Below are 17,994 nucleotides of genomic sequence, written 5' to 3'. Positions count from 1 at the left end.
CGTCGATCGAGGATCGCGGAGCCGGTCCCGTCCTACGGCGTTTGCGCGGCATAAGCCGCGACGATGCTTGAGATCTGCTGACTGCTGAGCGATTGCACTTGTTGCGAGGTGATCGCCTGCAGTTGATCACGTGACAGCGCGGCGATCCGGGTGGCGGACATACCGGAAAGCCCGTTGCTGCCCATCGAGGCGATGTCCGCGGTCGAGAAGGTCGCGAACGCGTCGTTGGTGAATGCGGCGATCTGCGCACCGGACAGATTGGCGACCTGTGCCGGCGTCAGCGCCTCGGCCTGTGCGAGCGTGAAGGTGGCGATCTGCGCCTCGCTCAGCCCGTTGATCGCCTTAGCGTCGATGGCCGCGATTTGGGCGGGGCTCAGCGCACCGATGCGATCCGCGCTGAGTGCAGCGACCTGCAACGCGTTCAGTGCGCCAATCTGAGTGGTCGACAGGGCGCTCACCTGTTCGGTGCCGATCGCGCGCATCTGGTAATAGCTGAAATTCGCGAGCTGCTGGGGCGTCAGGGCCGCGATCTGCTCATGGTCCAGGTTGGCGATGTTCGCGGGCGACAGGCCCGCAATCGCGGCGGGGGTGATCGCTGCGATATTGGGTAGCGAGAAGGCACCGACCTGCGTGCTGCCGAGCGCGGCGACCTGGGACGTGCCAAGCGCACCGATCTGGCTCGCCGACAATGCGCTGATCAGGCCTGTGCCGAGCGCAGCGATCTGCTCGGTGGTGAGGCCGGCCACCGCCTTCGGGTCGAGCGCGCCGATCTGATCCGACGAAAGCGCCGTAATCGTGGAAGGCTGCATCGCCGCGACCTGTGCGGCACCAAGCGCGCGGATCTGCGCGGCGCTCAGTGCAGCGAGTTGCGTGACGCCTAGAGCCGATGCCTGGGTGGCCGTCAGCCCCGCAATCTGTGCCGCTGTCAGTCCCGAAAGCTGATCGCCGCTGAGGCCGCCGATCGCCTGCGCCGAAATGCCCGGGATCGCCCTGGCGCCGATCGCGGCGATATCTGTGGCATTGAAGGTCGCCCATGCATCGGAGGAAAACGCCGCCAGCTGCGCCGCTCCGAAACCTGCGATCTGCGTGGTGGAAAGACCATCGATCTGGGCGGGGGTAAGCGCACCGATCTGCGCATTGGTCATGCCACCCATGGCCGCGGGGTCGAACGCGGCGATCTGGTCGGTGGTGAAGCCGGCGACGACATTCGCAGGCACGGCAGCCAATTGCGCTCCATTGAGGCCGGCAATCTGCGCGGGGAAGAGCGCTGCGAGCAGATCCTGCGGCATCATGGTCAGCTGTGAAGGAGTGAGCCCGGCGATCTGCGCCGCGCCAAGGGCGGCGATCTGCGTCTGGTCGAGCGCGGCCACGGTCTGTCCGGGCAGGCCGGCAATGGCCCGTGCGCTGAGCGCGGCAATATCCGCGGACGAGAAGGTAGCCAGCGCGGCCGGCGCCAGCCCCGCGGTCTGCGTCTCGGTCAGCGCCGCGATCTGGGTGATCGACAGGGCATCGACTTGGATGGCGCTCAGCACCTGGATCTGGTTCGCAGTAAGGCCGGCGACTGCCTTGGGCGACAGCGCGGCTATGCCATCGGTCGAGAGCGCGGCGATACCGGCCGTGGAGATCGCGCTTGCCTGGCCGGCGCCGAACGCCGCGATCTGCGGCACGGACATCGCGGCGATCTGCCCGGGCGTGATCGCCGCAACCTGCTCGGGCTTCAGCGCGGCGACCTGGCCTGTCGTCAGCGCGGCGACCTGATCGACGCTGAGCGAGGCGATGGCGGCGCCCGACAGGCCGGAGCCTGCGCTCGGGCTCAGCGATGCGATCCTCTGCGGCGAGAAGCTGGCCAGCAGATCCGGCGTGAAAGCTGCCGCCTGCGTTGCGGTCAGCGCGCCGAATTGCGTGCCCGAAAGGCTGTTGACCTGGTCGTTCGACAGGGCGACGACTTGCTCGGCGGTCAGGCCGGCGATTGCGCCCGGGATCAGCACCGCAAGCTGCTCGTTGGACAGGCCGCCGATAGCGGCGGCGGGCAAGGCGGCGGCCTGGGCCCCGGTGAGGCTGGGTAGCTGATCGACCGACAGCGCCTGTACCTGCGACATCGTCAGCCCGGCGATCTGGGCCGGCTTCAACCGCGCGATCTGGTCGTTCGTCAAGGCCCCGATCTGTTCGAGCGACAGCAGGGAGACCTGCTCGGCCGAAAGCCCGGTGATCGCATTTCCCTTGATCGCGGCGATGGCCGACGAAGACAGGGCCACCAGATTGTCTCCGGTGAGCGAAGCCACCTGCGCCGCGCCAAGGCTCGCGATCTGGAGCGGGCTCAGCGCCAGGACCTGGTCCTTGCTGAGCGCGCCGACCTGGTCGGCGGTCATGCCGGCGAGCGCCTTAGGCTTGATCGCCGCGATCTGATCGGGGGTCAGCGCCGAGAAATTCTCCGGCGACAGCATCGCGATCTGGGCAGCACTCAGCGCGCCGATCTGGTCGGTGCCGAGCGTATCGAGCTGCGCGGTGGACAGAGCGGTGAGCTGCGGGGCCCGCATCGCCGCGACCTGTGCCAAGGTCAGCGCGGCGATCTGCTCGTTGCTGAGCGCCGCCGCTGCATCCGCCGACATGCCCGAGATGCCGCCGGGGCTCAGCGCGGTGATCGTGGCGGGCGGAAAACCGGCGATCGTATCGGCGGTGAGTGCGCCGACCTGCCCGGCGGTGAGTCCACCCAATTGCGCCGTCGTAAGCGTGCCGAGCTGCTCGTTGCTCAGGGCCGCGAGCTGGCCGGTGGTGAGGCCACCGATCGCCTTGCTGGAAATCGCCTGGATCTGTTCGGTCGAGAAACGGGCGAAATTGTCGGTCGACACCGTGGCGAGCTGGGCGCCGGTCAGTGCCGCAATCTGCTTGGCGCCGAGCGCGCCGAGTTGCTCGGACGACAGCGCCGCGACCTGCGTGCCCTTGAACGCGGCGACCTGACCCGGCGTCAGCGCGGTGATCTGTTCCTTCGACAGTGCGGCGACCTGGCCCGTGTCGAGGCCGCTGACCGCGGCGGGTCGGATCGCCGCGACCTGGGCAGGTGAGAGCGCGGCTGTGCGGAGCGATGCAAGCTGCTTCGAAGAGAGGCTGGCGACCTGCGATACGGTGAGCGCCGCGGTCTGGTCCGACGAGAGCGCGGCGAGCTGCGTCGCAGTCAGCCCGCCAATCGCGGCGGTACCGAGGGCGGTGATCCGGTCGGAAGAAAAGGCGGCGATCCGATCGGGGCTCAATGCTGCGACCTGGGTGCTCGTCAGCGCGCTCAGCTGCGTGTTGGACAAGGCGTTGAACTGTGGCTGCGATAGCGCGCCGATCTGCGCCGGCCGGAGCGCGGCGACCTGCCTGGCCGACAGGCCCGCGATCTGCTGGGTCGAGAGCGCCGAGAGCTGATCGTTGGTCAGGCCGGAGACCGCGGCCGGACCGAACGCGGCGAGCGTGGCGACCGGCATCGTCGACAGCGCCGACGGTGCGATACTCGCAAGCTGGCGGGCACTCAGCTTCGCGACCTGCGCCGTGGTCAGCGCACCCAATTGATCGCTTGAAAGGCTGGCGAGCTGCGCAGTGGTGAGTCCGGTTATCGAGGCCGGCGCGATCGCTGCGATCTGCCCGTTGGACAGCGCAGCGACATTCGCCTTGGGCAGCGCCGCGATCTGCGTGGCGTTGAGCGCACTGATCTGGCGCGCGGACCAGGCACTCGTCTGCGATGGCGTCAGCGCTGCGACCTGGACGGTGCCGAGCTTCGCGATCTGCTCCGGCCGCAGGACCTGTTCGGTGCCGAGCGACTTGACCACCGAAGCGGACAGGCCGGGGATCGCAGCCGGGCTGATCGCCGCGATCTGGTCCGGCGTGAATCGTGTGACCGCAATGCCCAGCGCTGCGATCTGCGTGGCGCCCAATGCCGCGATTTGCGTGGTGGACAGCGCGGCGAGTTGCTCGGCGGACATCGCGCCGATCTGTCCGGCGGAGAGGCCGGGGATCGCCTTGGCCGTGACCGCGGCGAGCTGGTCGCCGGACAATGCTGCGATACCGGCTTTGGAAACTGCCGTCAGCTGCGTCGCGCTGAATGCCTTCAGCTGGTCGGGATGCAGTGCCTGGACCTGCGTGGTTTTGAGCGCCGCGACCTGGCTGGGCTTCAGGCCCGCGATCTGCGCCGGGGTCAGCGCCGCGATCTGATCGGCGGAGAGCGCGGCGATGCTGTCATTGCTCAGGCCCGAAATCGCGCCGGGGCTGATCGCTGCGATATCCGCTGTGGAGAAGGCGGCGATCCCCAAGGGGCTCAGGGCGGAAAGCTGCCGGGCATTCATGCCCGTGATCTGATCGGAGGTCAGTGCCTCGACCTGTTCCGGGGTCAGCGCGGCGATCTGGGTGCTGGTCAGCGCGGCGGCCTGCGAGCGAGTGAAGCTGGCGACCTGCCCGACCTTGAGCGCGGCGAGCTGGCTGGGTGTCAGGCCGGTCACGGTCTGGGCCGAAAACGAAGCGATCTGCACGCTCGACAGGCCCGTCAAGGCATCGGTGCCGAGCGCCGATACCTGCGCTTGCGACAGGGCGCCGACCTGGGTGCCGCTCAGGCTTTCGACATCGCTCTTGGTCCAGCCGCTCACCGCGACGGTGGTCAGGGACCGGATATCGGTCACCGAAAGGGTGTTGAGCGACCCGCTGATCATCGGAACGCTATCCCAAGGGGACCTTAAATCGTAGTTAAAGGCGCGGTAAGCCTTCTTGGCGCCTCACGGCCAAGTGAAGGCGAAGCGTAGCGTTTCGGTGACCGATCGGCTCGGTACGGTGATGTGTACCTCACCCGGATAGAGCTCGAACCGACTGCGCAGGCCATAGGCGGAGAGCGGCTGCATCCGCCGTGCGAACGCCTCGGGATCCCAGCGCTCCAGCGCCGTCTCGTCGCGCTCGCCCGCTACCACCATCAGACGCGCGACCTTGGCGATCTTGTCCGCTTGCAGGCGGGCGGTGAAATCGCGCTCCTCCTTCAGCATCTCCCGGTCGTGCCAGAACAGCGACGGGCTCGCCGCGATGATCGCGTGGAACGCTTCGGGTCGGGTGAAGAGCGTATGTGCCGCGAACAGCCCGCCGAGCGAATGGCCGAACAGCGCCTGGCGCGCGGGGTTGATCGTGAAGCGTTTGCCGATCTCGGTGCGCAGCGGGCCGGTGAGGAAATCGAGGAACCGTTCCCAATGCCCATAAGGCGACTTGGCCAGCGCGTCCCAGGGCGGAGGCGGCGGGCCGCCGGTGAGGTCATCGAGCCGGCGGATGTCATAGGCCATGTCGCCCGGATAACCGACGCCGACGATGATCGCCTTGCCGACATCGGTGCCCTCCTGGATCCGCCGCGCCTCGGCGAAGCCGGCGAACATGGCGTTGCCGTCGAGCACGTACAGCACCGGGAAGCCGCCCTCCGGCGGCTTGATGTCCGCCGACGGATAGGAGACGAAGATGCGGTAGGTCCCGCCGCTCGGCGCGGTCATGTCCCACATCTGGGTGGAGGGCATGGTGTAGCCGGGGACGGCCGGAAGAGCCGGTGCCTGCTGCGCCCGCGCAGACGTCGCCGAAAGCGCCAGGGCGATGGCCCCGGCTTTCCATAGTCTGGTCATTTCGTCTCTCCATGCGGCTGGTGCTGTGCGAGCGTGAGTTCAGGCTTCTTCCTGCCGGTACCGAGCACGAGATCGGCGACATGGCGCCCCACGGCAGGGCCATGCTTGAACCCGTGCCCGCTGCCGCCCCCGGCGATCCACGTATTGGCCCAGCCCGGGTGGCGATCGATCAGCAGATGGCCGTTGTCGCTGTTCTCATATTGGCAGACCCGCGATTCAGCGAGCGGGCGACGCGCCAGGTCGGGGAAACGCCGGGCGAGATAGGCGCGGACATTCGCCAGCGCCTCCTGGGTGATGACGCGGTCGGAGGTGTCCGGGTCGAATTTCGGGCCATGACGATCGAGCGCGATCTTGAAGCCGCGATATTCGATGTCCGGAAAACCATAATGGAGATCGGCGTCGCTGGCATCGACCCAGGCGGGCTGCTTGGCGCCTTCGAAGCGGTCGTCGCCAGCCGCGGGGGCGAAGAAAAATACGTCCTGGCGGGTAGGTACGATACGGTTTCCCACCGCGTCGGGAAGAATCTTGGGCAGCCAGGGGCCGCAGGCGAAGACGAAGCGGTCGGCGGACAGCGTTTCGCTCCCGCTTGCGACTGACTTCAGCACGTCGCCCGTCGAACGCGGCGGATCGATAGCGCGCTGGCGGAAGCTGCCGCCTGCCGCCACGAACTCCTGGACCAGGGTCTGTACGCCGCGTCGGGCCATCAGCGCGCCCATGCTCGGCTGGAGCACGCCGACCGCGATGCCGTCGAAGTTCATTTGCGGCCAGCGCCGCGCCAGATCGGCGGGCCCGAGCTTCTCGATCGGGATGCCGAGCGCGCGCTGCAACGCGATGCTCGCATCGATCTTCGCGCTGTCCTGCCCATAGATGTAGAGCGCGCCGACGCCGTGGAAGATCGGGCTCTCGTGCCGCTTCGACAGCGCCTGCCACTCGGCAAGCGATTCCCAGGCCCAGCGCGTATAGAGTTCGTTGCCGGCATATTCGGTGCGGATCAGCCGGGTCTCGCCGCCCGAGGCGCTGCGCGCATGCGCGGCTCCCCACGCATCGACGAGCAGCACCTTCTCACCCCGACGCTGGAGCGTCCAGGCGGTCCAGGCCCCGAACACGCCGGCGCCGACGACGATGACGTCCCAGCCGCCCGCCGGCCTTGCCCGCACCGGCGCGCTTGCCATCGCGCCGGTGGCGGCGGCAACGCCCAGCAGGTGCCGCCGCGAAAGCGTCACTGGTCCTGCCCGGCCTTGGGGTTGGCCGCGCGCCAGGCATCGAGCCGGCCGAGCCACTGCGAGGCCCGGATCGGCCCCTGCGCCTTGGTCTCGCTGTGCCAGGCGACATTCTTGCGCATCTCGATCCAGAAGGCCGGCCCGGTCGCCAGCCCCAGCTCCTTGGCCTTGGCATCCATCGCGGCCTGCTGGGCCGGGGTCACCGCCGTCTTCGGATAGGGCTTGAACAGCAGCACGTCCCAGCCCTCGCCTTCTTCATGGATGAACATCTGGGTACGCGGCTGGCCGCCCGCGGCCGAGACTTGGTCCCACTGCGCCAGCTTGCGGATGAACGCCTCCTGCCGGCCGGGCGCCATGCGGAAGACTTCGAAATTGGCTTCGGGAAACGGTTCTTCCGCAGCCGGCGGTTGCGCGAAACCGATCGCGGGAACGAGCAGGACGGCAAGCAGCGTCAATATCTTCATCGGGGCCCCCCTATGTCGGGCCCAGTTGTCTCCACGCGGAAATATGGGTCAAGCTGGCCGGCGGGTAATTACCCAAGGTGGCTGCAACCGCCGGCCTCGCAACACGCTCAGGCCGCCAGCGAAGCGTCGCTGCTCGCGTGCACAGCCTCGCGCAGGTCCTGCGCCAACTCGGCGACGCGGTCGAGCTGCGCGTCCCAGGCGAACATGAATCGGGCGCCGCCGCCGATGAAGGTGTAGAAACGCCAGCCGCGGGCGCGCAGCCGGTCGAGCACCTTGGGCGATGCCTCGAGGAACACCGCGTTTGCCTGCACCGGGAACATCAGCCTGAGGCCCGGCAACTCTTCGACCTGCGCGGCGAGCAGGTGCGCGCAGGCATTGCCGTGCTGGGCGTTGCGCAGCCAGGCGCCGCTTTCGAGCAGGCCGATCCAGGGCGCCGAGAGGAAGCGCATCTTCGAGGCGAGCTGCCCCGCCTGCTTGCAGCGATAGTCGAAATCCTCGGCCAGGCTGCGATCGAAGAACAGGATCGCCTCGCCCACTGCCATGCCGTTCTTGGTGCCGCCGAAGCAGAGCACGTCGACGCCCGCTTCCCAGGTCATCGCGCCGGGCGTGCAGCCGAGCGTGGCGCAGGCATGGGGGAAGCGCGCGCCGTCCATGTGCAGCTTGAGCCCGAGTTCGCGGCACACGGCCGAGATCGCCTTGATCTCGTCGATGGCATAGACTTGCCCCGTCTCGGTCGGCTGGGTGATGGTGACGACGCGGGGCTTGGGGAAATGAATGTCCGAGCGGCTGGTCGCCAGCGCGCGGATCGCGTCCGGGGTCAGCTTGCCGTCGGCAGTCTGCGCGACGAGCAGCTTGGCGCCGTTGGAGAAGAATTCCGGAGCGCCGCACTCGTCGGTCTCGACATGGGCGGAGTCCGCGCAGATCACGCTGTGATAGGATTGGCCGAGCGAGGCGAGCGCCAGCGAATTGGCGGCGGTGCCGTTGAACACGAAGAATACTTCCGCATCGGCATCGAACAGCTTGCGGAAGGCGTCGCTTGCCTGCTGCGTCCATTCGTCATCGCCGTACGCGACCGCCGATCCCAGGTTCGCGGCCTCCATCGCGGCAAAGGCTTCGGGGCAGATGCCGGCATAATTGTCGCTGGCGAACTGTTGCGGCGTAAGCGTCATACTCGATCCTTCTCGGTGCTGGCACCAAGGTTTCGGGTCGACATGAAATGCGGCATTGGGTCCCGTTTGTTGCCGGTCCGGCCACATCCCCTCTTGCGAGGGCACCACCTTGCTCGGGAGCAGGTTGGTGCCGGGCGTCGGCCCGACTCTTGATGCGGGGCCGGCTCTAACGGGCGCTTTGTTGCAGTGCAACCCACCAGAAGCCGGCCCCGGGGAGACTATCGCAGCTTGTGGCCTTCGGCGTCCCACACCTCTACCGTGCCGAGCTTGAGCGCGCGCACCTTGGCCTCGATCTTGGAGAGATCGCCGACGACCACCCAGGTCATCGCATCCGGGTGGAGCAGCTGGGCGCTGCCGGTGATCGTCTCGGGCTTGAGCGCTGCATATCGTGCGGGCAACGTGGCGATCCAGTCATAGGGCCGGCCGAAGCGGTTCACATATTGGAGATAGCCGACCATCGCGTTGTTGGTCTCGAAGCGGCCGGGCAGCGACAGCACCTCGCCCTTGCTGAGCAGGTCGAGCTCCGCCTGCGTCGCCGGCTTGGCGCCATGGATGCCGCGGATCTCCTTGTCGATCTCGCTCAGCGCTTCGGCGGTCTTGTCGGTCTGGACGCCGGTGGCCACGCCGAACGCCTGAGGGCCGCGCGCTTCGGCTACATAGGAGTTGGCCCCATAGGTCCAGCCCTTGTCCTCGCGCAGGTTCATGTTCAGGCGCGCGGTGAAGTTGCCGCCCAGCACATCGTTCACCGCGCCGATCTCGAAATAGCGCGGATCGCTGCCGTCGGGCAGGATCTGGCCGACGCGGATGACCGACTGGATCGCGCCGGGCTTGTCGACCAGCACGATGCGCGGGGCGGTCGCGTCGGCAACCGCATCGATGCGCTTCGTGCCCTTGGGCATAGCTGGCGCCTTCCAGTCGCCGAAGCTCTTTTCCAGCACGGCGGTGAGCGCGGCGATGTTGGTGTCGCCCGCCACATAGATCACGGCGTTGTCGGGGCGGATCCAGCTGTCGTGGAACTTGGCGAGGTCTTCGCGGGTCATCGCCTTGAGCGTCTCCGCCCGGCCGGATAGCGGCACGCCATATGCGTGGCCGGGACCGTAGAGCAGGCTGGTGAAGGTGCGCTGCGCGATCTGGTCGGAATCGACCAGCGACTGCGACAGTCCCGACAAATGCTGCTGGCGATCGCGCTCCAGATCGGCGGGGCGGAAGCCGGGATTGCGGATGTAATCGGCCCAGAGCGCAACCGTCTCGGGCAGCGCCTTGGTCATCGCCGAGACCATGAAGTCGGTCGTATCGACATCGCTGGTGGCATAGATGCGCGCACCGAGCAGCGCCTGGCGCTCGGCGAACTGCTGGCCGGTGAGCGTGACCGTGCCTTCGTCCATCAGCCCCAGCGTGAAGCCGCCGACGCCGCGCTTCATGTGCTGCTCGGCGGCCTGGCCGGCGTCGAACACCATCGTCATGTCGACGGTGGGCGTGCCCGGCCGCTCGGCGAGGACAACACGGATGCCGTTGGAGAGCCTGGCTTCCTGCACAGGGGGCAGCATGAGCGCGGGCGAGGGCCCGAGCGGCGGCAGTTTGGTGCGATCGGCGCCGTCTGCGATCACCTTGGGCTTGCCGAAGGGCAGCACGGTCAGCTTGTAACTGGGCTTGCTGAGCCAGCTGCTCGCGGTGGTGCGCACTTCGGCGGCGGTCAGCGCCTGGAAGGCCTTGTCGTCGACCGCGTACTGGCCGGGATTGTCGGCGAACATCGCGCCGCTGGAGAGCGCCATCGCCTTCACATAGATCGATTCCATCGCGCGGGCATTGTCGGCCGATCCGCCCGCCTTGACGCGGGCGAGCTCGGTGGGGGCGGGACCCTTGGCGAGGAACTCGGCCAGCACCTGCTTCACCGCCGCTTCGGCCTCGGCGCGATCGACGCCTGGCTTGAGGCGCACATCGATCGAGAAGATGCCGGCGACCGCATAGCCGGCGTAGCTGGCCGAGGCATAGGTGGCGAGCTGCTTTTCCTGGACCAGCACCTGGTAGAGCCGCGAGGTCTTGCCGCGGCCGAGCGCCTGCGCGGCGAGCTGCAGCGCCTGCGCCTCGGGCGCGCGGTTGCCGGGCACCGCCCAGTTCCAGGCGATGGCGAGCTGGGGCACGTCGTCCTGCATCACTTCGCTCTTGTCGCGATCGAGCGTGGGCACCCAGGCGGTGGAGCGGCTGATCGGCGAGCCGGTAGGAACGCTGCCGAAATACTTCTCCACCAGCGCCTTGGCCTGATCGAGCGTGACGTCGCCGGAGAGCGTGACCACTGCGTTGGTGGCGCCGTAATATTGGGCGAACCAGCCCTTCACGTCTTCGAGCGACGCGACGTTCAGGTCTTCCATCGAGCCGATTGTCGGGTGGTGATAGGGATGGCCGACCGGGAACAGCGCCGCTGCCTCGCGCTGGTCCATCAGCGCGTAGGGCGTGTTCTCGCGCGTGCGCTTCTCGTTCTGGACGACCTTGCGCTGCTCATCGAGCTTGGCCTGGCTGATCGCGCCGGCGAGATAGCCCATGCGGTCCGATTCCAGCCAAAGCACCCGCTCCAGTCCGCCGGTGGGGACGATCTCGTAATAATAGGTCTGGTCGAGCGACGTCGCGCCGTTCACGCCGGAGACGCCGATCTCCTGGAGCGGCGGCATATATTCCTTGTCGTGATGCTCGGAGCCGTTGAACATCAGATGCTCGAACAGATGCGCGAAGCCCGACTTGCCGTCCGGCTCGTTCATCGAGCCGACGTGATACCAGACCGCGACCGCCACCTTGGGAGTCTTGTGGTCCTCGTGCACCACGACGCGCAGGCCGTTGGGGAGCGTGAACTGCTTGTACGGAACCAGCTCCTGCGCGCCGGCGGGCAGCGCGGCGGCAATGGCGATCGTCGCCGCTGCGAGGAGCAACTTGGTGGCCTTCATGGGGATCATCCTCAGGAAAAAGGAGCCGGCTCCCGCGCACAGGGGGAGCCGGCCAGTGCGTGCAGGGCGTCAGAAGGTTGCGGCGGCGCCGATCTTGAACTTGCGGCCGCCAAGATAGGTCGCGCGGGTGTAATAGCCGGCGATCAGCTGCTGGACGTCGGGCGTCGTGGTGCCCTTGAGCAGGTCTGATCCCTCGACATAGATCCGGTACTTCCGGGCCTTGTCGATATAATACTCGCCGCGCAGGTCGAGCGTCTGGACGTTCTCGTTGTAGACCGAGAGGCCGCGCGGCGCGAAATTGTCCAGCGTCTTCGACTGGAAGCTGTACGCCAGCGTGCCGTCGAACCCGAACTTGTTGTAGGTCAGCGCCAGCGTGCCGCTGTGCTTGGGCTGCTGGTTGAACGGCAGGCCCGAGAATTCGTAGATGCTGCTCTGGGTCGGAGGCGCATAGGCCCAGCTGTACTGCTGCCAGCGGCTGGAATGCGTGTAGGTATAGTTGGCGATCACGCCCAGGCCCGACAGCGCGCCCGGCAGGAAATCGAACTGCCGCTCGAACCGGCCCTCGATGCCCCAGATGGTGGCGGGATGCGTGCTGTTGATCGGCGAGCCGCCGTTGATGAAGTAGTTCTCCGGGTGCGCCGGGTCGAAATAGGGCGGGCCCTGGAAATAGGGGCTGTTGGGCAGCGTGACGTTGGCCAGGTTGGCCGGGCCGTTGGTCTGGTTGGCCTGGAGCAGATTGTCGATCCGCTTGTAGAAGCCGCCCAGCTTGATGATGCCGATCTTGTGGTAATATTCTGCGCTCAGATCGAAATTGTGCGTCGTCGCCTGCTTCAGGTTCGGATTGCCCGAACTGATCTGCAGGATCGGCTGCACGCCGTTCGGACCCGGGATCGGGATGTTGATGAAGCTGATCCGCGCCTGCTGCGATAGATCGTTGATCTGCGGGCGTGCGACCGAGAGGAAATAGCCGCCGCGGAAGATCAGATTGTCGCTCTGGCGGAAGTTGAACAGGACGCGCGGCAGGAAATCCTCGGACTTGCCCGTCTCCGTCACCAGCTTGCTGAACTGGTTCTGGAAGATCAGGTCGCTGCCGAAGCCGCCGCCATTCGCGGGCAGGATCGGGCCGATATAGGTGGGGAAGAGCAGGTTGGTGGCGCGCAGATCGGTGCGGTTGTAGCGCACGCCGCCGATCACCTCGAGCTTGCCGAACTGCAGCCGGGTCTGGGCATAGGCGGCGTAATTGTCCTCGCGCGTGCTCTGCCTGTCTTGCCCCTCGGCTGGCGCGATCGGCGAGAGGCCGATCTGCGGATAGCTTCCCAGGCTGTTGAAGAAGCCGATCGCGGTGGCTTCGCTCATCGCGGTGAAGTTGGCGCCGGTGACGCCGACCCGGGCCAGGTCGGTCGGCGAGAAGGGCAGGTTGAGTGAAGCGATCGACGCGTTGCCGGCGAACTGGGTGCGGCGCAGGTCGTGCTTGAACTCGGCGCGCTCATAGCGTCCGCCGAGCTGGACATATTTCAGGAAACCCCAGTCCATGTCCCAGCGCAGGCTGACTTCGCCGGTATAGCGGTCGTTGCTGCCCGTGGTGCTGTCGATCCCGCCGGTGCCGTTGGTGATCGTGTAGCGCGAGGGATCGTTGATCAGCGCCCAGCCGGCGGTGCTGAGCAGAGGAATCGGGATGGCGTCGCCGCCGCGGCGCGCGAACGGCGTGATGATGTAGCCGAGATTGGGGTCGGTGGCGCCGGGCTGGAATAGCGCGGCAGTCGCATCGCTGTCCGGCATGCGCATGTCGAGCGTGATGCTGCGGTCGTGGTCCTCGCTGCCATGGGCATAGCCGGCGAGATAGTTGAAGGTCAGCTTGCCCGCGCTGCTCTTGCCCGAGAAGCTGTAGGTGTCGGTGATCGTCTTGGCGTTCGGATCATAGGCATAGGCCTGGCCGCGCTGGATGGCGAGGTTGCCGGGCGTCAGGTCCAGGTGCAGCGCCGAGACCGCCTGCCCACCGGGCACGTCCGAATATTTGCTGAGCGCCGTGAAGGTATCGGTCATCGAATAGCCGGTGCGATCGGCCTGGGCATGCTGGAAGTCGAACTTCAGGTTCGTGTGGCCACCGATGTTCCATTCGGCCGAGACCGTTGCCGCCAGCGTCGACTGCTTCACATGGTTGAAGCTGGTGAAGAGCTGCGTGACATAGGCGCCGTCGTCGCCGGGCACGAAGGGAAAGGTGGCGTTCGGGCTGACGGCGTCCCCCGCGGTCAATGTCGGCGTGCCGTTCGCGGCATTCGGCAGGAACGCGCCGAACTTGGTCACGGTGTTGTACGAGATGTTGCGCACCGAGTTGCGGCGATACTGGACCGAGGCGCTGACGCCGAAATTGTCCTGCGCACCGAAACGGCCGGCAACGGTGCCGGAGACCAGAAAGTCCTTGCTGAAATCGTCCCCACTCAGGCCGCCTTCCACCTGGAGGTTGGCGTAACGGTGGGGGCGGTTGAGCGGCGACAGCGTCTCGATCTCGATCAGGCCGCCGGTGCCGGCGCTGTCCTGGCTGGGCAGCAGGCTCTTGCTGATCGTGATCTTGCTCACCGAATCCGCCAGCAGGTTGCTCAGGTCGGCGGAGCGGCCCGTGCCGTTGCCGACGGGGAGCTGCAGCCCGTTGAGCTTGACGTTGTTCATGTCGGGATCGAGCCCGCGCACGATCACATTGGTGCCGTCGCCGGTTATGCTGTCGCGCGAGAACGAAACACCCGCGGTCCGGCGCAGCGCGTCGGCAAAGGTGGTGCCGGTGAAGTTGCCGAGGTCGTCGGCGGAGACGACTTCGGTGTTGTTCTCGGCGGCACGCTGCAGGTTGAGCCCGTTGGCGCGGGCGCTGCGTGTGCCGTAGACGACGATCGGCACGCCTTCCTCAACACCTTCGTTCATCGCCAGCGCGATCGCTGCGGGGTTTCCTGATCCCACCACGATCGGCTGCGAGCGCGTCTCGAAGCCGAGAAAGGAGATCTCCATCGTGTACTGGCCCGGCGCAACGCTCGGGAAGCGAAAGTCGCCATTCTCGTCGGCGGTGGTGGTCTGGCCGGTCTCAACGATGCGGACGAGCGCGCCGGCCAGGGCGCGGCCGCCCTCATCGCGCGTCAGATGGCCGGTGATCGACCCGTTCTCGCCGCTGGTGTTGCTCTGCCCCGGAGGCGCCACGACGATGTAGGAACCACCCTGGGTGACGTTGAGCGTCAGCCCCGATCCCTGGAGCAGCGCATGGAAGGCCCCTTGCGCCGTGAACTCGCCGTGCAGCGGCGGCGCCGCGCGTCCGCGAAGGGCAGGGCCGTCGAAGATGATGTTGGTCGAGGTGCGCGTGGCGACCGAGCGCAGCGCCGCTTCGAGTGGCTGGGCGGCCATGTCGAAACTGTAGCGCGTCTGCGCCTGGGCGACCGGGACGACGAAGAGGCAGCTCGTGGCTGCAAGCGTGGCGAGCGTGAGTCTGGACGGCATTGCTTTCCCCCCGGGAGCGCGACCCCTTCGCTCACTCCCTCATGGGTCTAGACGATGCTGCGTTGCAAAACCGACATGGCTAGGAAACAAAAATGTCACTCACCACGCGCTCAGCGCACGATGTGCATAGCCTGGCCGCTCTGCTCGACACGAAGACCATGCAGCGCGGCGACCGCGCGGGCGAATTCCCCGGTGTCGTTGGTCGCGAAGACGCCGGAGATGCGCAGTCCGGCGAGGCGCGGATCATCGACGACCAGGCGCGGGCCGCCATAGCGGTTGAGCTCGTTCACTGCGTCGGCGAGCGGCGTATCGGAGAACATCGCCTGGCCGCGGCGCCAGGCAGTGGCGGCGTCGGCAGGCTGTGCGTCGATCTGCGCGGGCCCCTCCGCCGGCGCTCGCAGGCGTTCGCCGGGATTGAGATAGGTGGGCTGGGCCTTGGCTGCGGCCGGCCGGATATCGGTCACCGCCACCTTGCCCTGCAGCAGCGTGACGATCACCGCATCGCCCTCGCGCCGCACCACGAAGCTGGTGCCGACCGCACGGACCTGCTTGTCGCCGGCGCGGACGATGAACGGGCGCGCGGCGTTGTGCGCGACTTCGAACATCGCCTCGCCGCGGTCGAGCTCGACCAGCCGCTCGGCCGCATCGTAGCGCACTTCGACGCTGCTATCGGTGTTGAGCGCGATGCGGCTGCCATCCGATAGCGTCGCGACCTTCTGCTCGCCGATCGCAGTGGAATAGGCGGCGGGACGCACCAGCATCAGCAACACGCCGATGCCGATCGCCAGCACGACCGATGCGGCAAGCGCCAGCTGCGGGACCGGCAGGCGCGGCCGGCCGCTCCGCGCCAGAACCGGCGCGTGCGGTGCGGGCTCGCCCAGCAACTGGGCGGCACCGGGCAGCGCGGCCCAGATGTCGGTCGCCTTTTCAAAGGCATTCTGGTGTGCGGGATCAGCGGCCAGCCAGTCCTTGAACGCTGCTTCGCGCGCCGGGGTGCGCGCGTCACCCTGCAGGCGCGCGAGCCAGACGGCGGCTTCGGCCGAGGCGCGGGACACCGAGCGGCTCACCAGCCGTCCATCCATTGCATCAGCTGGAGCGTCGCGCGCGCCACCTGCTTCTCCACCGCCGCCACGCTCATCCCCTCGTCCGCCGCTATCTCGGCGTAACTTGACCCCTCGAGCCGCCGCCGCAGCAATATGCGGCGGGTTCGTTCCGGCAGTGTTTCCAGGCCGGCCTTGGCGTGATCGAGACGCCTTTGCTGCTCTATGATCTGCGCCGGATCAGGTGTCGAGTCGGCGATATTGTGCAGGTCGCCGATCTCGGCGAAAGGCGCGCGCGCATCGCGGCGCCGACGATCGATCGAGAGATTGACCGCGGCCGTCACCAGCAGCGCCTCGCGCGAGCGGGCGCTCTGGTCGCGCTCATAGCGCTCGATCCTTAGGAAGGCCTCCTGCACCAGTTCGTCCGCATCCTGTTCGGCGACACCACGCCGCATGACCGCGCGCTTTGCCTTGGCAAGCATGTCAGCCAGGCCGGCCATACGCCGCGACGTCTCTAGCTAGACGGACGGGAGCGGAAAACCTGACATGCAGAACCGCAGTTTGGACGGAAACGGGGCATTCTCGATTTGTGAACACAAGGATCGCGAATGCCAAGCAAATTGCGGGGCCGGCACCCGGCAGCCCGTCAGGAAGCGGCCAGCTGCCGCGCCGCCTCGCGCAGGACCTCGCGCCGCACCTTGCCGAGCGGGGTGAGCGGCAGCGCGTCGATATAGGCGATGCGCACGGGCGGCAGCTCGGGCATCGCCAGAGCGCGGCCGATCGCGCCTTCCTCGATCTCGCCGTCGCGAACGATCGCCAGCCAGGGCTGGGCGATGCCCTGTCCGTCCTCGAGCGCGAAGGCGGCGACGCCGGTCACGCCCGGGACTGCGGCGACCGGGTTCTCCAGCGCGCCGGGCAGGAACTTCTGGCCGCCGAAGTTCATCACCTCGTCTTCGCGCCCCTCGATGCTGAGCATGCCCGCCGCGTTTATCGCGCCGATGTCGCCCGGATAGAACCAGCCATCGCGGAAGCGGTCGTCGCTCGCGCTGCCCAGATAGCTGCCGACCACGTCGGACCCGCGCACGCGGACCCGGCCGCTGTCACCCAAAGACAGCACGCGGTCCTGGTCGTCGACGATCTCGATTTCGGACCAGGGTGTGATCCAGCCGACCGCAGTCTCGCTGGCCAGGCTGGCGGCGAAGCCATTGGTGCACACGCCCGCCTCGGTCGAGGCATAGGTGACGTTGACGGTGCCCAGGCGCAGTGCGGCCCGGTCGCGCAGCTTGGCCGCGGCATGCGCGCCGCCGATGGCGATCTGCAGGCCGGGCAGGGGCGTCGCTTCCGCCGGCAGCGCGTCGAGCAGCATGGCGAGCTGGGTGGGTGCGGCGAGCATGCCGGTGGGCTGCAGGATCGTCAGCGAGCGAGCGAGGATGGCGGGATCGGACGAGCCGAACAGCACGGTGCCGCCCTTGGCCCAGCACCACAGAAACAGCGGCAGCGAACCGCTTTCCGGGCCGACCAGCGAGAGCAATCGCTCATAGCCGAAATTGCGCGTCCAGGTGTGCTCTATGCGCCGGTCCATCAGCGCCCAGCTCATGCCGACAGCCTTGGGTTCGCCGGTCGAGCCCGAGGAGAGCTGGACGCGGCCGAGCGCTTCCGGATCGACCGTCACGGGCGCCAGCTCCGACGGTTCGGCTGCCAGCGCCGCGGTGAGCCACGGCCCATCGACGAGCAGGCCGGGCGCGTGCGCCGGATCGTCGCTGAGTAGCTTGGCCGCGCCGGTGAGCGTCGCCATCGGCCAGGCCATCTCGGGGATCAGCGACACTGTCGGCACGCCGCGCCGCGCACAGGCGAGGACGAGCAGCAGGTGCCGATAGGGATCGCGCACGCTGATCGCCACCAGCGCCGTGCCCACCACGCCGCCTCGGTCGAGCGCAGCCGCCGCCTGGTCGATCGCACAGTCGAAGTCGCGGTAGCCGATGTGCTCCGCTCCATTGGATACCGCGATGGCAAGCGGCGTCATGCGGGCGGAGAAGCGGACGAGACGGTCGAACATGTTCAGATCACCAG

At 67.5% G+C, this 17,994-nt stretch carries 10 protein-coding genes and 1 riboswitch; all 10 genes read right to left on the bottom strand.

Translation table 11 applies throughout. The features are described 5' to 3' along the window. Positions 1 to 32: 32 nt before the first annotated feature. Positions 33 to 4,679, bottom strand: a complete 4,647-nt coding sequence (locus tag AC1RPL_RS07590) for a beta strand repeat-containing protein (RefSeq protein WP_493068639.1) — start codon at positions 4,677 to 4,679, stop codon at positions 33 to 35. A 63-nt stretch (positions 4,680 to 4,742) separates the two neighbouring features. Then, positions 4,743 to 5,618, bottom strand: a complete 876-nt coding sequence (locus AC1RPL_RS07585) for an alpha/beta hydrolase (RefSeq protein ID WP_493068638.1) — start codon at positions 5,616 to 5,618, stop codon at positions 4,743 to 4,745. Continuing rightward, positions 5,615 to 6,841 carry an FAD-dependent oxidoreductase gene (locus tag AC1RPL_RS07580; protein ID WP_493068637.1) on the bottom strand — a complete coding sequence of 409 codons (1,227 nt, stop codon included), beginning with the start codon at positions 6,839 to 6,841 and terminating at the stop codon, positions 5,615 to 5,617. The genes AC1RPL_RS07585 and AC1RPL_RS07580 overlap by 4 nt, the downstream gene beginning before the upstream one ends. After that, positions 6,838 to 7,302, bottom strand: coding sequence for a hypothetical protein (locus tag AC1RPL_RS07575; protein ID WP_493068636.1), 465 nt, complete (start codon positions 7,300 to 7,302; stop codon positions 6,838 to 6,840). Before AC1RPL_RS07575 ends, AC1RPL_RS07580 begins: the two co-directional genes overlap by 4 nt. Positions 7,303 to 7,409: 107 nt before the next feature. Beyond that, positions 7,410 to 8,471, bottom strand: coding sequence for a threonine aldolase family protein (locus AC1RPL_RS07570; RefSeq protein ID WP_493068635.1), 1,062 nt, complete (start codon positions 8,469 to 8,471; stop codon positions 7,410 to 7,412). A 55-nt stretch (positions 8,472 to 8,526) separates the two neighbouring features. Continuing rightward, positions 8,527 to 8,632, bottom strand: a riboswitch (SAM-I-IV-variant riboswitch). Positions 8,633 to 8,689: 57 nt separating this feature from the next. Then, the gene (locus AC1RPL_RS07565) at positions 8,690 to 11,407 is read right to left on the bottom strand and encodes a M16 family metallopeptidase (protein ID WP_493068634.1); all 2,718 of its coding nucleotides are present in this window, start codon (positions 11,405 to 11,407) and stop codon (positions 8,690 to 8,692) included. Positions 11,408 to 11,476: 69 nt separating this feature from the next. Next, positions 11,477 to 14,884 carry a TonB-dependent receptor gene (locus AC1RPL_RS07560; RefSeq protein ID WP_493068633.1) on the bottom strand — a complete coding sequence of 1,136 codons (3,408 nt, stop codon included), beginning with the start codon at positions 14,882 to 14,884 and terminating at the stop codon, positions 11,477 to 11,479. Between the two features lie 110 nt (positions 14,885 to 14,994). After that, entirely contained in the window at positions 14,995 to 15,966 is a 972-nt protein-coding gene (locus AC1RPL_RS07555; RefSeq protein ID WP_493068632.1) for a FecR family protein, read from the bottom strand. Further along, complete coding sequence (locus tag AC1RPL_RS07550; protein ID WP_493068631.1) at positions 15,948 to 16,424, bottom strand: RNA polymerase sigma factor; 477 nt, start codon at positions 16,422 to 16,424, stop codon at positions 15,948 to 15,950. The genes AC1RPL_RS07555 and AC1RPL_RS07550 overlap by 19 nt, the downstream gene beginning before the upstream one ends. Before the next feature lie 146 nt (positions 16,425 to 16,570). Then, on the bottom strand, positions 16,571 to 17,980 hold the full coding sequence (locus AC1RPL_RS07545) for a class I adenylate-forming enzyme family protein (RefSeq protein WP_493068630.1): 1,410 nt from the start codon (positions 17,978 to 17,980) through the stop codon (positions 16,571 to 16,573). Positions 17,981 to 17,994: the final 14 nt, after the last annotated feature.

The sequence above is a fragment of the Sphingomonas sp. GW821-FHT12D09 genome, from assembly GCF_058807215.1.
Note: the sequence above shows the minus strand (reverse complement) of the source record. Positions and strands in the feature narration are given on the sequence as shown.